Source organism: Kitasatospora sp. NPDC088160 (assembly GCF_044741445.1).
Lineage (GTDB): Bacteria > Actinomycetota > Actinomycetes > Streptomycetales > Streptomycetaceae > Kitasatospora.
The window spans coordinates 27,677-41,124 of record NZ_JBIUSS010000010.1; the positions used below are offsets into that span (position 1 = coordinate 27,677).

General features: G+C 72.3%; 9 protein-coding genes. 5 read left to right on the plus strand and 4 right to left on the minus strand.

Annotation, left to right across the window (positions count from 1 at the left end; all coding sequences use genetic code 11):
- The first annotated feature begins 151 nt into the window (after positions 1-151).
- Positions 152-1,381, plus strand: coding sequence for a cysteine--1-D-myo-inosityl 2-amino-2-deoxy-alpha-D-glucopyranoside ligase (gene mshC, locus ACIOGZ_RS16860; protein ID WP_363618102.1), 1,230 nt, complete (start codon positions 152-154; stop codon positions 1,379-1,381).
- Between the two features lie 91 nt (positions 1,382-1,472).
- On the opposite strand, the gene ACIOGZ_RS16865 is transcribed toward mshC, so the two are convergent.
- Both ACIOGZ_RS16865 and ACIOGZ_RS16870 read right to left on the minus strand, forming a co-directional pair.
- A complete protein-coding gene (locus ACIOGZ_RS16865) occupies positions 1,473-2,423 on the minus strand; it encodes a PAC2 family protein (RefSeq protein WP_363583922.1) in 951 nt (316 codons plus the stop codon).
- Between the two features lie 371 nt (positions 2,424-2,794).
- The gene (locus ACIOGZ_RS16870; RefSeq protein WP_400986315.1) at positions 2,795-3,886 is read right to left on the minus strand and encodes a hypothetical protein; all 1,092 of its coding nucleotides are present in this window, start codon (positions 3,884-3,886) and stop codon (positions 2,795-2,797) included.
- Between the two features lie 143 nt (positions 3,887-4,029).
- Between ACIOGZ_RS16870 and metH the strand changes: the two genes are divergently transcribed.
- The 3 genes from metH to ACIOGZ_RS16885 all read left to right on the plus strand — a co-directional run bounded on the left by metH (position 4,030) and on the right by ACIOGZ_RS16885 (position 10,364).
- Entirely contained in the window at positions 4,030-7,536 is a 3,507-nt protein-coding gene (gene metH / locus ACIOGZ_RS16875) for a methionine synthase (RefSeq protein ID WP_363583918.1), read from the plus strand.
- Positions 7,537-7,689: 153 nt separating this feature from the next.
- Positions 7,690-8,391 carry an HAD family phosphatase gene (locus tag ACIOGZ_RS16880; RefSeq protein ID WP_363583916.1) on the plus strand — a complete coding sequence of 234 codons (702 nt, stop codon included), beginning with the start codon at positions 7,690-7,692 and terminating at the stop codon, positions 8,389-8,391.
- 353 nt (positions 8,392-8,744) lie between these two features.
- Entirely contained in the window at positions 8,745-10,364 is a 1,620-nt protein-coding gene (locus ACIOGZ_RS16885; RefSeq protein ID WP_363583914.1) for an ABC transporter substrate-binding protein, read from the plus strand.
- A gap of 88 nt (positions 10,365-10,452) precedes the next feature.
- Here ACIOGZ_RS16885 and ACIOGZ_RS16890 read toward each other — a convergent pair whose 3' ends face one another.
- Together ACIOGZ_RS16890 and ACIOGZ_RS16895 are read right to left on the minus strand one after the other, a co-directional pair.
- Complete coding sequence (locus tag ACIOGZ_RS16890) at positions 10,453-11,124, minus strand: response regulator transcription factor (RefSeq protein ID WP_063346919.1); 672 nt, start codon at positions 11,122-11,124, stop codon at positions 10,453-10,455.
- Entirely contained in the window at positions 11,124-12,032 is a 909-nt protein-coding gene (locus ACIOGZ_RS16895) for a RecB family exonuclease (protein ID WP_363583912.1), read from the minus strand. The genes ACIOGZ_RS16890 and ACIOGZ_RS16895 overlap by 1 nt, the downstream gene beginning before the upstream one ends.
- A 168-nt stretch (positions 12,033-12,200) precedes the next feature.
- On the opposite strand from ACIOGZ_RS16895, the gene ACIOGZ_RS16900 reads away from it, so the two are divergent.
- Positions 12,201-13,421, plus strand: a complete 1,221-nt coding sequence (locus tag ACIOGZ_RS16900; protein ID WP_363583910.1) for a site-2 protease family protein — start codon at positions 12,201-12,203, stop codon at positions 13,419-13,421.
- Positions 13,422-13,448 lie beyond the last annotated feature (27 nt).

A 13,448-nucleotide genomic window follows, 5' to 3' on the forward strand; every position in this document is an offset into this window, starting at 1 on the left:
GCCTGCCGCATGCCTGCCGGAAACAACGCCGGTCCCGTCAAGGTCCGTTCCTTATCAGTCGGGAAGCGGTCCGGCAATGACAGGAAGCGAATCCAGTCGATCTTGTGTACTGGTTAGGCTTTCAAATGTTCGCAAGGTTAAAGTCGGTTCCATGCATGCCTGGCCCGCCTCCGAGGTTCCCGCCCTGCCTGGTCAGGGGCTCCCCCTCCGTATCTTCGACACCGCAGCGGGCACGGTCCGTGAGGTCGTGCCGCAGGACGGCACCGCCCGGATCTACGTCTGCGGCATCACCCCCTACGACGCGACCCACATGGGCCACGCCGCCACCTACAACGCCTTCGACCTGGTGCAGCGCGTGTGGAAGGACGCCGGCCACGACGTCCTGTACGTCCAGAACGTCACCGACGTGGACGACCCGCTGCTGGCCCGGGCGGTCGAGACCGGTCAGGACTGGGTGGCCCTCGCCGAGCGCGAGACGGCCCTGTTCCGCGAGGACATGACCGCCCTGCGGCTGCTCCCGCCGGCCCACTACATCGGCGCCGTCGAGTCGATCCCGTGGATCGTCCCGCTGGTCCAGAAGCTGCTCGCCAGCGGCGCCGCCTACCAGGTGGACGGCGACATCTACTTCTCGGTCGACTCCGACCCCCGCTTCGGCCAGGTCTCCGGCCTCGACCGGGAGGCCATGCGCCCGGTCTTCGCCGAGCGCGGCGGAGACCCGGACCGCCCGGGCAAGCGCCACCCGCTGGACGCCCTGCTCTGGCTCGCCGCCCGCCCGGGCGAGCCCGCCTGGGAGACCGAACTCGGCCACGGCCGCCCCGGCTGGCACATCGAGTGCGTCGCCATCGCGCTGCAGTACCTCGGCATGTCCTTCGACATCCAGGGCGGCGGCAGCGACCTCTCCTTCCCGCACCACGAGATGGGCGCCTCGCACGCCCAGGTCGCCACCGGCGCCCACCCGTACGCCAAGGCGTACGTGCACGCCGGCATGGTCGGCCTGGACGGCCACAAGATGTCCAAGTCCCGCGGCAACCTGGTCTTCGTCTCGGCGCTGCGCCGCGAGGGCGTCGACCCGGCGGCGATCCGCCTGGCGCTGCTTTCGCACCACTACCGCGAGGACTGGGAGTGGACCAAGGCGACCCTGGACGAGGCCGTCGAGCGCCTCGCCCGCTGGCGGGCCGCGGTCTCCCGGCCGGACGGCCCGGCCGCCGAGCAGCTGCTCGACGAGGTCCGTACGGCGCTCGCGGACGACCTGGACGCGCCCGCCGCGCTGGCCGCCGTCGACCGCTGGGCCGAGCGGCAGGAGGCCGGGGGCGGCACCGACATGGGTGCGCCCGGCCTGGTCAGCCGCACCGTGGACGCCCTGCTCGGCGTCGCGCTGTAGGACCTGCCTCCTCTCAACACGCCGAAGGGGCGTCCGGACCACGCGTCCTGACGCCCCTTCGGCGTTGTCCGGGGCGGGCCCGGGGCGGCGGCTACTCCTCGTCGCCGTCCTGGCTCTCCCGGGCCGAGCCCGGGGACTCCGGCTCGGCCGGCCGCTCCGCCGTGGCGTGCCCGGCCACCGGCTTCTCGCCGGTCGGCCCGACGTTCTCCCGGCGGCGCAGGTAGCGCTCGAACTCGCGGGCGATCGCGTCGCCGGAGGCCTCCGGCAGCTCCGCGGTGTCCTGCGCCTCCTCCAACTGCTGGACGTACTCGGCCACCTCGCTGTCCTCGGCGGCCAGCTGGTCCACGCCCAGCTGCCAGGCCCTGGCGTCCTCGCCGAGCTCGCCCGGCGGGATGCGCAGGTCCAGCAGGTCCTCCAGCTTGTTGACCAGGGCCAGCGTCGCCTTGGGGTTCGGCGGCTGCGCGACGTAGTGCGGCACGGCCGCCCAGAGTGTCACGGCCGGGACCCCGGCGTGCGTGCAGGCCTCCTGGAGCACCCCGACGATGCCGGTCGGGCCCTCGTAGCGGCTCTCCTCCAGGTCCAGCCGGCGGGCCAGCTCCGGGTCGGAGGTGACCCCGCTGACCGGCACCGGGCGGCTGTGCGGGGTGTCGCCGAGCAGCGCGCCCAGGATCACCACCAGCTCGATGCCGAGCTCGTGTGCGAAGCCGAGCAGCTCGTTGCAGAACGAGCGCCAGCGCATGCTCGGCTCGATGCCGCGCACCAGGACGACGTCCCGGGTGGTCGGCTCGGTCACCCGGATCACCGAGAGCCTGGTGGTCGGCCAGGTGATCCGGCGGATGCCGCCGTCCAGCCAGACCGTGGGCCGGTTGACCTGGAAGTCGTAGTAGTCCTCCGCGTCCAGGGCGGCGATCACCTTGCCGCCCCAGGTGTCGTCCAGATGTGCCAGGGCCGCGGAGGCGGCGTCGCCCGCGTCGTTCCAGCCCTCGAAAGCGCAGACCATCACCGGGTCGATCAACTCGGGAACATCTTCCAGCTCGATCACCCAGCGTCTCCCTCCGGTCGGCGGTCGAACCTGCGCCGCCTCGGCTGGCCTGCCGGGGCGCCGACGGGTCGGCTGCCGACTGTCGAACCTCTCGTCACCCATGGAACGCCTCGCCCCATGGTCCCTACCTGCCCAGCCTACGGGCTTTGATGCGCACCGCGGCCGGGCACCGGGACAGTCTGGGGGAGCGTGCCGCCCCGATCCAGCGGATATCCGGACGGTCCGGGCTGACGGGTCGTCAGCTCCTCCGGGGCGGGCGCGGACGGTGTCCGAGCGGCGACGCGGCGCGACGACGCACCCTTCCCGCACGCGCCGTTCCCGCACGCACTCTTTGCCGCGCGCGCCGTTCCCGCACGCGCCGCCGGAACCCCTCAGGCGTCCACCCACCCGCGCCGGTACGCCGCCCAGTGCTCCGGGGTGGCGGCGAAGTCCACGTAGAGCGCGACGCCGAAGTTCCGTCGCCCCGGGTCCTGGCGGCCCAGGCCCAGCCGGACGCCCCGGACGGCGGCCGGCACGGTCTCGGCGTCACCCCGATGGCCGTGCCGGTCGTCCCAGAAGAACGGCAGGCCGATCAGCAGGTCCACCCCGGCCGGGGTGGCCTCCAGCGCCAGTTCGGTCTGCAGGGCGACGTAGCCGCCGAACAGCGGCTCGGTCGGCATGCTGGTGTCGTACGCCATCACGGCGACCTGGTCGACCCGGCGGGCGGTCTCGGTGAAGTACGCCTGGTCCCACCACTTGCCGTGGTCGGTGAGCAGGATCCCGGCGGTGTGCAGGCCGGGCACCGGGTCGAGCTGCGGGGCCGCCACCGAGAGCGCGGCGCCGTGCTCGGCCGTGACCGGGCGGACCTGGTCGAGCAGAGCCAGCCAGCCGGCGCTGCCGGGCCGGATCGGTTCCATGTCGAAGTGCACGCCGTCGAAGCCGAGGTCCAGGACCTGCCGGGCGGAGGCGGCGACCCGGTCCCGGGTGGGGGCGTCCTCCAGGTCCAGGGCGTCCTTCTCCGGCTTGACCTCGTCGCCCAGCCAGCTCTGCACCCGGACGTCCGGCAGCGCCCGGTGCACCGCGTCGGTGAACCAGCGGGCCCGGGGGTGGACGGCGGGCGGCAGCGAGCCGTCGTGTTCCAGCGGGCCGGTGTGCACGTACAGGTCGCGGACGCCGGTGCCGGCCAGCTGCCGCACCAGCGCGGCGACGTCGGCCTCGCCCTTGCGGCCGTCCACCCAGGCGTGGCCGAGCCAGAGCGCGTCCCGGCCGCGGGTGCGGGCCTCGGCGGACGGGTCGCCGGTGTAGTGCAAGCGGATCGCGACGAAGGCCGAGCCGAGCGCGGCCGTCGGCACGGCCGCCGCGAGGCCCAGTGCCAGCAGCGCCCGGCGCCACCAAGACCAGCTCCGCCAGCGCTTGCGCAACGCCCGGAACGGGGCCGCCAGGGCCCCCGTGACGCGTCGCGCGACGGTCGGGAATCGGCCCACGCGGTTGCTCCCCCCTTGCGGTCGAACGCTCAGGATACGGAATGCGACCGCAGGCCGGGGCGCGGGCCGGATACCCTGGCCACGTGCGGGCCCGAGTAAGCGGGCCCGCAAAGCCGACAGCCGTCGCACCAGGGAGAAGCCCCATGGCCACTGCAGCCAATCCGTCCATCACTCAGCAGAGCCGCGCGAACGCGCTGCGTGAAGCGCTCGCCACCCGGGTGGTGGTCGCCGACGGTGCAATGGGCACCATGCTCCAGGCACAGGATCCGACGCTGGAGGACTTCCAGAACCTGGAGGGCTGCAACGAGGTCCTCAACGCCACCCGGCCCGACATCGTGCGCTCCGTCCACGAGGCCTACTTCGGGGTCGGCGTGGACTGCGTCGAGACCAACACCTTCGGCGCCAACTTCTCCGCACTCGGCGAGTACGAGATCGCGGATCGCATCTTCGAGCTGTCCGAGTCGGGCGCCCGGATCGCCCGCGAGGTGGCCGACGCCCACGCCGCCGACGGCCGCACCCGCTGGGTGCTCGGCTCGATCGGCCCCGGCACCAAGCTGCCCACCCTCGGCCACGCGCCGTACGAGACGCTGCGCGACGGCTTCCAGCAGAACGCGGCCGGCCTGATCGCCGGCGGCGCCGACGCGCTGCTGGTCGAGACCAGCCAGGACCTGCTGCAGACCAAGGCCGCCATCCTGGGCTGCAAGCGCGCCCTCGCCGAGGCCGGGCTGGACCTGCCGGTGCTGGTGCAGGTGACCGTGGAGACCACCGGCACCATGCTGCTCGGCTCCGAGATCGGCGCCGCGCTGACGGCCCTGGAGCCGCTCGGCGTCGACTACATCGGCCTCAACTGCGCCACCGGCCCGGCCGAGATGAGCGAGCACCTGCGCTACCTGGCCAAGAACGCGCGGATCGGCCTGTCCTGCATGCCGAACGCGGGCCTGCCGGTGCTCGGCAAGGACGGCGCCCACTACCCGCTCTCCCCGTCCGAACTGGCCGACGCGCACGACGTGTTCACCCGCGAGTACGGCCTCTCGCTGGTCGGCGGCTGCTGCGGCACCACGCCCGAGCACCTGCGCCAGGTGGTCGAGCGGGTGCAGGGCCGGCCGGTCACCCCGCGCACCCCGCAGCCGGAGTCCTCGGCGTCCTCGCTGTACCAGGCGGTGCCGTTCCGCCAGGACACCTCGTACCTGGCGATCGGCGAGCGCACCAACGCCAACGGTTCGAAGAAGTTCCGCGAGGCGATGCTGGCCGGCGACTGGCAGGCCTGCGTGGAGATCGCCCGCGAGCAGATCCGGGACGGCTCCCACCTGCTGGACCTGTGCGTGGACTACGTCGGCCGCGACGGCGTCGCCGACATGAAGGAGATCGCCGGCCGGCTGGCCACCGCCTCCACCCTGCCGATCGTGCTGGACTCCACCGAGCCGCAGGTGCTGCGGGCCGGCCTGGAGGCGCTCGGCGGCCGTGCGGTGCTCAACTCGGTCAACTATGAGGACGGCAACGCCCCGGATTCGCGCTTCGGCCGGATCGCCTCGCTGGCCCGCGAGCACGGCGCCGGCCTGATCGCGCTGACCATCGACGAGGAGGGCCAGGCCCGCACCGCCGGCAAGAAGGTCGAGATCGCCGAGCGGCTGATCGCCGAGCTGACCGCCGACTACGGCGTCGACGAGGGCTCGATCCTGGTGGACTGCCTCACCTTCACCCTGGCCACCGGCCAGGAGGAGTCCCGCCGGGACGGCATCGAGACCATCGAGGCGATCCGCGAGCTCAAGCGCCGCCACCCGGCCGTGCAGACCACGCTGGGCCTGTCCAACATCTCCTTCGGCCTCAACCCGGCCGCCCGGGTGGTGCTGAACTCGGTCTTCCTGCACGAGTGCGTGGAGGCCGGCCTGGACTCGGCGATCGTGCACGCCTCCAAGATCCTGCCGATCTCCCGGATCCCCGAGGACCAGCGCGAGGCCGCCCTCGACCTGGTCTACGACCGCCGTCGGGACGGCTACGACCCGCTCCAGCACCTGCTGGAGCTGTTCGACGGCGTCTCCTCGGCCTCGGTCAAGGCGTCCAAGGCGGAGGAGCTGGCCGCGCTGCCGCTGGACGAGCGCCTGCAGCGCCGGATCATCGACGGCGAGCGCAACGGCCTGGAGGCCGACCTGGACGAGGCGCTGGCCGGGCGGCCCGCGCTGGAGATCATCAACGACACCCTGCTGGCCGGCATGAAGGTGGTCGGCGAGCTGTTCGGCTCCGGCCAGATGCAGCTGCCCTTCGTGCTCCAGTCCGCCGAGGTGATGAAGACCGCGGTGGCCCACCTGGAGCCGTACATGGAGAAGTCCGACAGCGAGGGCAAGGGCACCATCGTGCTGGCCACCGTCAAGGGCGACGTCCACGACATCGGCAAGAACCTGGTGGACATCATCCTGTCCAACAACGGCTACAACGTGGTCAACCTGGGCATCAAGCAGCCGGTCTCGGCGATCCTGGACGCCGCGCAGGAGCACAAGGCGGACGTGATCGGGATGTCCGGCCTGCTGGTGAAGTCCACCGTGATCATGAAGGAGAACCTGGAGGAGCTCAACCAGCGCAAGCTGGCCGCGAGTTACCCGGTGATCCTGGGCGGCGCCGCGCTCACCCGGGCCTACGTCGAGCAGGACCTGCACGAGATCTACGAGGGCGAGGTCCGCTACGCCCGGGACGCCTTCGAGGGCCTGCGGCTGATGGACGCGCTGATCGCGGTCAAGCGCGGCGTGCCCGGCGCGAGCCTGCCGGAGCTCAAGCAGCGCCGGCACGCCCGGGTCGAGGTGGTGGAGGAGCCGGAGGTCAACCTCGGCCAGATCCGCTCGGACGTCACCGTCGACAACACCGTGCCGACCCCGCCGTTCTGGGGCGACCGGATCGTCAAGGGCATCCCGTTCGCCGACTACGCCTCCTGGCTGGACGAGGACGCGCTGTTCAAGGGCCAGTGGGGCCTGAAGGCGGCCCGCAGCGGCGAGGGGCCCTCGTACGAGGAGCTGGTGGAGACCGAGGGCCGGCCGCGGCTGCGGATGTGGCTGGACCGGCTGCAGACCGAGGGCTGGCTGGAGGCGGCCGTGGTCTACGGCTACTACCCGGCCAACTCCAAGGGCGACGACCTGATCGTCTTCCACGAGGACGGCACCGAGCGGACCCGCTTCACCTTCCCCCGCCAGCGGCGCGGGCGCCGGCTCTGCCTGGCCGACTTCTTCCGCCCGGAGGAGTCCGGCGTGCGGGACGTGATCGGCCTCCAGGTGGTCACCATGGGCAACCGGATCTCGGAGGCGGCGAACGAGCTGTTCGCCGACAACTCCTACCGCGACTACCTGGAGCTGCACGGCCTGTCGGTGCAACTGGCCGAGGCGCTGGCCGAGTTCTGGCACGCCCGGGTCCGCTACGAGCTGGGCTTCTCCGGCGAGGACCCGCAGGACGTCAAGGACATGTTCGCGCTCAAGTACCGGGGCGCCCGCTTCTCGCTCGGCTACGGGGCCTGCCCGGAGCTGGAGGACCGCGCCAAGATCGCCGAGCTACTGAAGCCCGAGCGGATCGGCGTGGTGCTCTCCGAGGAGTTCCAGCTACACCCGGAGCAGTCCACCGACGCGATCGTCATCCACCACCCGGAGGCGAAGTACTTCAACGCCCGGTAACCCCGGCGCCTCGTTCCGTTCGCTCTTTTCGGGCGAACCGGGCGTATCCTGGATGATCCTGAACGGGCCGGTCCGCTCACCAGCGGGCCGGCCCGCGCCATCCCCGGGGGGCGCTCGAACGCACCCGGGGGTACCGACGGAAGGACTCCCGCCATGACCACCTCCACCGCCGCCCGGATCCTCGACCACGGGGACGGCCGCGGCCTGCAGGCGGTGCTGCTGGACATGGACGGGACGCTGGTGGACACCGAGGACTTCTGGTGGCAGGCCGAGGTCACCCTGTTCGCCGAGCTGGGCCACGCGCTGACCGACGAGGACCGGGCCCAGGTGGTCGGCGGTCCGATGACGCGGGTGATCGACTACCTGGTCGGCACCACCGGGGTGGACCTCGCCCCGGCGGACCTGACGGTGCTGATCAACCAGCGCTTCGTCGACCTGCTGGCGGGCGGCGTGCCGCTCATGCCGGGCGCCGAACGTCTCCTCAACACCCTGGCCGCACACGGGATTCCGGCCGTTCTGGTGACCGCCTCGCACCGGCACGTGGTGGACATCGTGCTGCGCTCGCTGGGCTCCCACCACTTCGCCTTCACGGTTGCCGGGGACGAGGTGCCGCGCACCAAGCCGCACCCGGACCCGTACCTGGAGGCGGCCCGGCGGCTGGGCGCGGACCCGGCCCGCTGCGTGGTGGTCGAGGACGCGCCGACCGGGGTGCGGGCGGCCGAGGCGGCGGGCTGCCCGGTCGTCGCGGTGCCCTCGGTGGCACCGATCGAGCCGGCCCCGGGGCGGCTGGTGCGCTCCTCGCTGGAGCAGGTCGATCTTGAACTGCTGCGCTCGCTGGTCGCTTCGCGGGTGTGATTGTCATCTCATTGCGAGGGTGGTCTACTCGCCGGTAAGCAGCCGGATCCAGCCACCGCCGACGGCCGCCCGGGGAGAAAAAGGGCATTGCCTGACAACTCGTCGGGTGTTTCGCGATGCCCTCAACCACCGTGTCCCAAACGTCATCTGCACGGGTATCGGTCGTGCGTGTTCGATATGGCACGCTACTCCAGTTCGTTCCCCTCCCTCGCGCCCTGCCACCGCCGACGACGGGCAACCCCGTCCCGCCCGCGGTCGTACGGGCGCCAGGCCCGCGCACGCCTTCCGCACCCGGAGCGCCCTCGACGCGGGCCGCCGGCCCCGGTCGGACCGCACCCAGAAGGACGCGCCCCGTGAAGACTTCAGCTGAACGCCTGGCAGCACTCGGCTGCGCCGGTCTTGTCGCCGTGACGGCGGCAGGCTGCGGATCGGTCACCGACGCCGTCAAGGGGGACGGCGGCAAGGCGATCGTCATGGGCACCACCCAGCTCACCGGCGTGCTGGACCCGGCCGCCGCCTACGACTCCGGGTCCTGGCTGCTGCTGCGCAACACCTTCCAGTCGCTGCTCACCTTCCCGGCCGCCTCCAGCGCCCCCTCCCCGGACGCCGCGCAGTCCTGCGAGTTCACCGCGGGCGACGCCACCCAGTACCACTGCACCATGCGGACCGGCCTGAAGTTCTCCAACGGCCACCCGCTGACCGCGGCCGACGTGGTGTTCTCGATCGAGCGCACCAAGAAGATCAACGACCAGAACGGCGCGGCCCCCCTGCTCTCCTCGATCAGGAGCGTCGAGGCCAAGGGCGACACCGAGGTGATCTTCCACCTCTCCACGCCCGACGCCACCCTGCCGGCCAAGCTGGCCGGCCCGGCCGGCGCCATCCTCGACCACCAGGCCTACCCGGCCGACAAGGTCGTCCCCAACGACAAGCTGATCGGCTCCGGCCCGTACCGCTTCGAGACGGTCGAGGTCATGGGCGGCAACGGCGACACGGCCAAGCAGCTGGGCAAGGTCGTCCTGGTGCCCAACGACAAGTACAACGGCGAGGCCAAGCTCCGGAACAGCAAGTTCACCGTCCGGTACTTCGACAAGCCCGCCGACCTGAAGGCCGCGCTGGACAAGGGCGACGTCGACCTCACCGACAACAGCCTGGACCCGAACACCGCCGCCCAGATGCACTCCGACCAGCAGGGCGGCAAGACCGACCTCCAGGTCGTCGAGGGCGACAGCAACGACACCCGCTCGCTGGTCTTCAACACCAAGGACCCGGTCGCCGGCAACGTCGCCGTCCGCCAGGCCGCCGCCCAGCTGCTCGACCGCAAGTCGCTCGCCCGCGACGTCTTCGCCCGGACCGTCCAGCCGCTGTACGCGATGGTCCCGGCCGGCGTCACCGGCCACACCACGGCCTTCTTCGACCGCTACGGCGACCAGGACAGCGGCAAGGCCAAGAAGATCCTCACCGACGCCAAGGTCCAGCTCCCGGTCAAGCTCACCCTCACCTGGTCGCGCTCGCGGGCCGGCAGCGCCGAGCCCGAGACCCTGAAGAAGCAACTGGAGGCCGGCGGCCTGTTCCAGGTGACCGTCCAGACGGAGCCGGACTGGGACAAGTACCGGGCCGGCTGGTCCGAGGGCCGCTACCAGGCGTACCTCATCGGCTGGTTCGCCGACTACCCGGACCCGGACAACTACATCGCCCCGCTGCTCATCGACGGCGGCGCCTACCACCACGGCTGGGACGACCCGAGGATCAGCCAGAAGCTGGTGCCGGACGGCCTCAAGCAGGCCGACCGCAGCGCCGCGGTGGCCGGCTACGCCCAGATCCAGCAGATCGTCGCCGAGAACGCGCCGCTCATCCCGCTGTACCAGAACAAGGGCTTCTTCGCGTCGCGTTCGTACATCATCGGCGTCGAGTCGACCATCGACACCACCGGCGTGTTCCGCTTCTGGGAGATCAGCCGCAGCGCCGGCAAGTAGACGACCGGACGACACCCCTCAACACGGCGGCCCGCCCGCCTTCCCCCAGGGTGCACGGGGAAGGCGGGCGGGCCGTCGGCTGCAGGGTCTACAGGGCGCCCGGGCGCACCAGCCCGCTCTCGTACGCGTACACCGCCGCCTGCACCCGGTCGCGCAGCTGGAGCTTGGTCAGCACATGGCCGACGTGCGTCTTCACGGTGGTCTCGCTGACGAACAGTTCGGCCGCGATCTCCGCGTTCGAGAGCCCGCGCGCCACCAGCTTCAGCACCTCCAGCTCGCGCTCGGTCAGCGCGCTCAGCGCCTGCGGCGGCGCCTCCTCGCCCGAGGGCAGCTTGGTGGCGTACATGTCCAGCAGCCGGCGGGTGATGCTCGGCGCCAGCATCGCCGCGCCGTCCGCCACCACCCGGATCGCCTGCACCAGTTCCTCCGCCGGGACGTCCTTCAGCAGGAAGCCGCTGGCGCCCGCGCGCAGCGCCTCCACCACGTACTCGTCCAGGTCGAAGGTGGTCAGCACCAGCACCTTGGCCGGGCCGTCCCGCCCGGGGCCGGCGATCCTGCGGGTCGCCTCGACGCCGTCCATCCTGGGCATCCGGATGTCCATCAGCACCACGTCGGGCTGCAGCGCCCGCACCTGGTCCAGCGCCTGCTGACCGTCGCCGGCCTCGCCGACCACGACCAGGTCGGACTCGGCCTCCAGGATCATCCGGAAACCGGTGCGCAGCAGCGGCTGGTCGTCGACCAGCAGCACTCGGATCGTCACTAGGACTCCTTGCTCATCTGATCCCCCGTGGGATCGTCTTCGTCAGACGTACGCGACAGCGGCAGCGGGTACGGCGGGGGAGTGCCGCCGAACTCCGGGCAACTGGCCTGGTGGTCGCACCAGTCGCAGAGGCGGTTGCGGGTCGCCGGGAACTCCCCGGTGGCCACCGCGTGGGTGATCCGCTCCCAGAGCGCCCGCAGCTTGCGCTCCACCGCGAGCAGGTCGGCCTCGTCCGGGTCGTAGCTGACCACGTCCCCGCCCCCGCCGAGGTAGACCAGCTGGAGCCGCTTGGGGACGACACCCTTCCAGCGCCACACCACGAGCGCGTAGAACTTCATCTGGAACATCGCCTTGCCCTCGAAGTCCCGCGAGGGCGCCCGGCCGGTCTTGTAGTCCACCAGCCGGACCTCACCGCTCGGGGCGACGTCCACCCGGTCGATGTAGCCGCGCAGCAGCAGCCCCGACTCCAGGGCCGTCTCCACGTACAGCTCGCGCTCCACCGGGTGCAGCCGGGTCGGGTCCTCCAGCCGGAACCACTGGCCGACCAGCTTCTCGGCGTCCGCCAGCCAGCGGGCGAGCGCCGCGCCGTCCGGATCGTCCGGGAACAGCGAGCCCAGCTCCGGGCGCTCGCCCAGCAGCCGCTCCCACTGCGGGCGCAGCAGGCCCAGCGCCCGCTCCGGCGTCCGATCGGTCGCGGGGCTGTCGAAGAGCCGCTCCAGCACCGCGTGCACCAGCGTGCCCCTGGTCGCCGCCGCGCTCGGCGGCTCGGGCAGCCGGTCGATCACCCGCAGCCGGTACAGCAGGGGACAGGTCAGGAAGTCCCCCGCCCGGGACGGGGACAGGCCGGTCGGGGGCGCCGCCGGGCGCGCCGGGGCCCCGGCGGCGCTGGTGGTGTCGGTCTGCTGCATGCCTCCGACCCTATTGCCCTTCGCTGTCATCCTGCTGCCACGGTGCTGCCACACCGCGCGGCACAGTGGGTATGAAGCCTGACAGAGGGCCGCATGCCACCGGAGGGCCGCGATCACGTAGCGTGGGCGCACCGGGGCACGACGGGGCAGACGACCGAAGGGATCACGGTGAGCGACAGCAGGGGGCAGCAGACCTCCGACCAGCCACCGCAGGACGACGGCGGCCGCCCGGCAGGGCGACCGCCCCGGCCGCCCGAGCGCGGCAGCGGCCTCCTGGTGGGCCGCCCCTTCGGCGTGCCCATCTACGTGACCCCCTCCTGGTTCGTCATCGCCGCGCTGATCACCTGGGTGTTCGGCGGCCAGCTCGGCGACGTCCTGCCGGACCTCGGCGCCGCCCGCTACCTGCTCGCGTTCTTCTTCGCGGTCGCCTTCTACGCCTCCGTCCTGGTGCACGAGCTCGCTCACACCCTGGTCGCGCTGCGCTACAGGCTCGGTGTACGGCGGATCCAGCTCCAGTTCTTCGGCGGCGTCTCGGAGATCGAGAACGAGGCCGAGAGCCCGTGGCGCGAGTTCTGGCTGGCCTTCGTCGGCCCGCTGCTCTCGCTGGTGCTCGGCGGCGTGTTCTACCTCGCGATGCAGGCCGTGGAGCTCTCCACGGTGCCCGGGGTGCTGCTCACCGGGCTGATGGTCTCCAACCTGGTGGTCGCCGCGTTCAACCTGCTGCCCGGCCTGCCGCTGGACGGCGGTCGGATGCTGCGCGCGGTCGTCTGGGCGATCAGCGGCAAGGCGATGACCGGCACGGTCGCCGCCGCCTGGGTCGGCCGGGCGCTGGCCGTCGCGGTGCTGGTCGGCCTGCCGCTGTTCAGCGCCGCCCGCGGGATCGAACGCACCACGACCGACACCCTGGTGGACGCGGTGCTGGCCGCCGTCCTCGCCGCGATCATCTGGAACGGCGCCACCGGGAGCCTGCGCAACGCCCGGCTCAAGGAGGTGCTGCCCGGCCTGCGGCTGCGCGAGTTCGCCCGCCGGACCGTCGAGGTCACCGCCGACACCCCGCTCGGCGAGGCGCTGCGCCGGGCCCGCGAGGCCCAGGCCGGCGCGGTCGTGGTGGTGGACGGCCGGGGCGACCCGATCGGCATCGTCCGCGAGTCCGCCGTCCGCGCGGTGCCCGAGCACCGCCGCCCGTGGGTCGCCGTCGGCCCGCTCGCCCGCGACCTCGAACCCGGCCTTCGGCTGGACGCCGACCTCGGCGGCGAGGACCTGCTGCGCGCCGTCCAGGCCACCCCGGCCGGGGAGTACCTGGTGGTCGAGGCGGACGGCCGGGTGTTCGGCGTGGCCGCGCTCACCGACATCGAGCAGCGCCTCACCGCCGCCGTCGCCGGCCGGTGATCACTCTGGTCGGGCGGACCGTCCGCT

Bases quoted from the DNA above. Each gene is read 5' to 3' on its own strand.
- mshC (WP_363618102.1), top strand. From the start codon at position 152: ATGCATGCCTGGCCCGCCTCCGAGGTTCCCGCCCTGCCTGGTCAGGGG.
- metH (WP_363583918.1), top strand. From the start codon at position 4,030: ATGGCCACTGCAGCCAATCCGTCCATCACTCAGCAGAGCCGCGCGAAC.
- ACIOGZ_RS16880 (WP_363583916.1), top strand. From the start codon at position 7,690: ATGACCACCTCCACCGCCGCCCGGATCCTCGACCACGGGGACGGCCGC.
- ACIOGZ_RS16895 (WP_363583912.1), bottom strand. From the start codon at position 12,032: ATGCAGCAGACCGACACCACCAGCGCCGCCGGGGCCCCGGCGCGCCCG.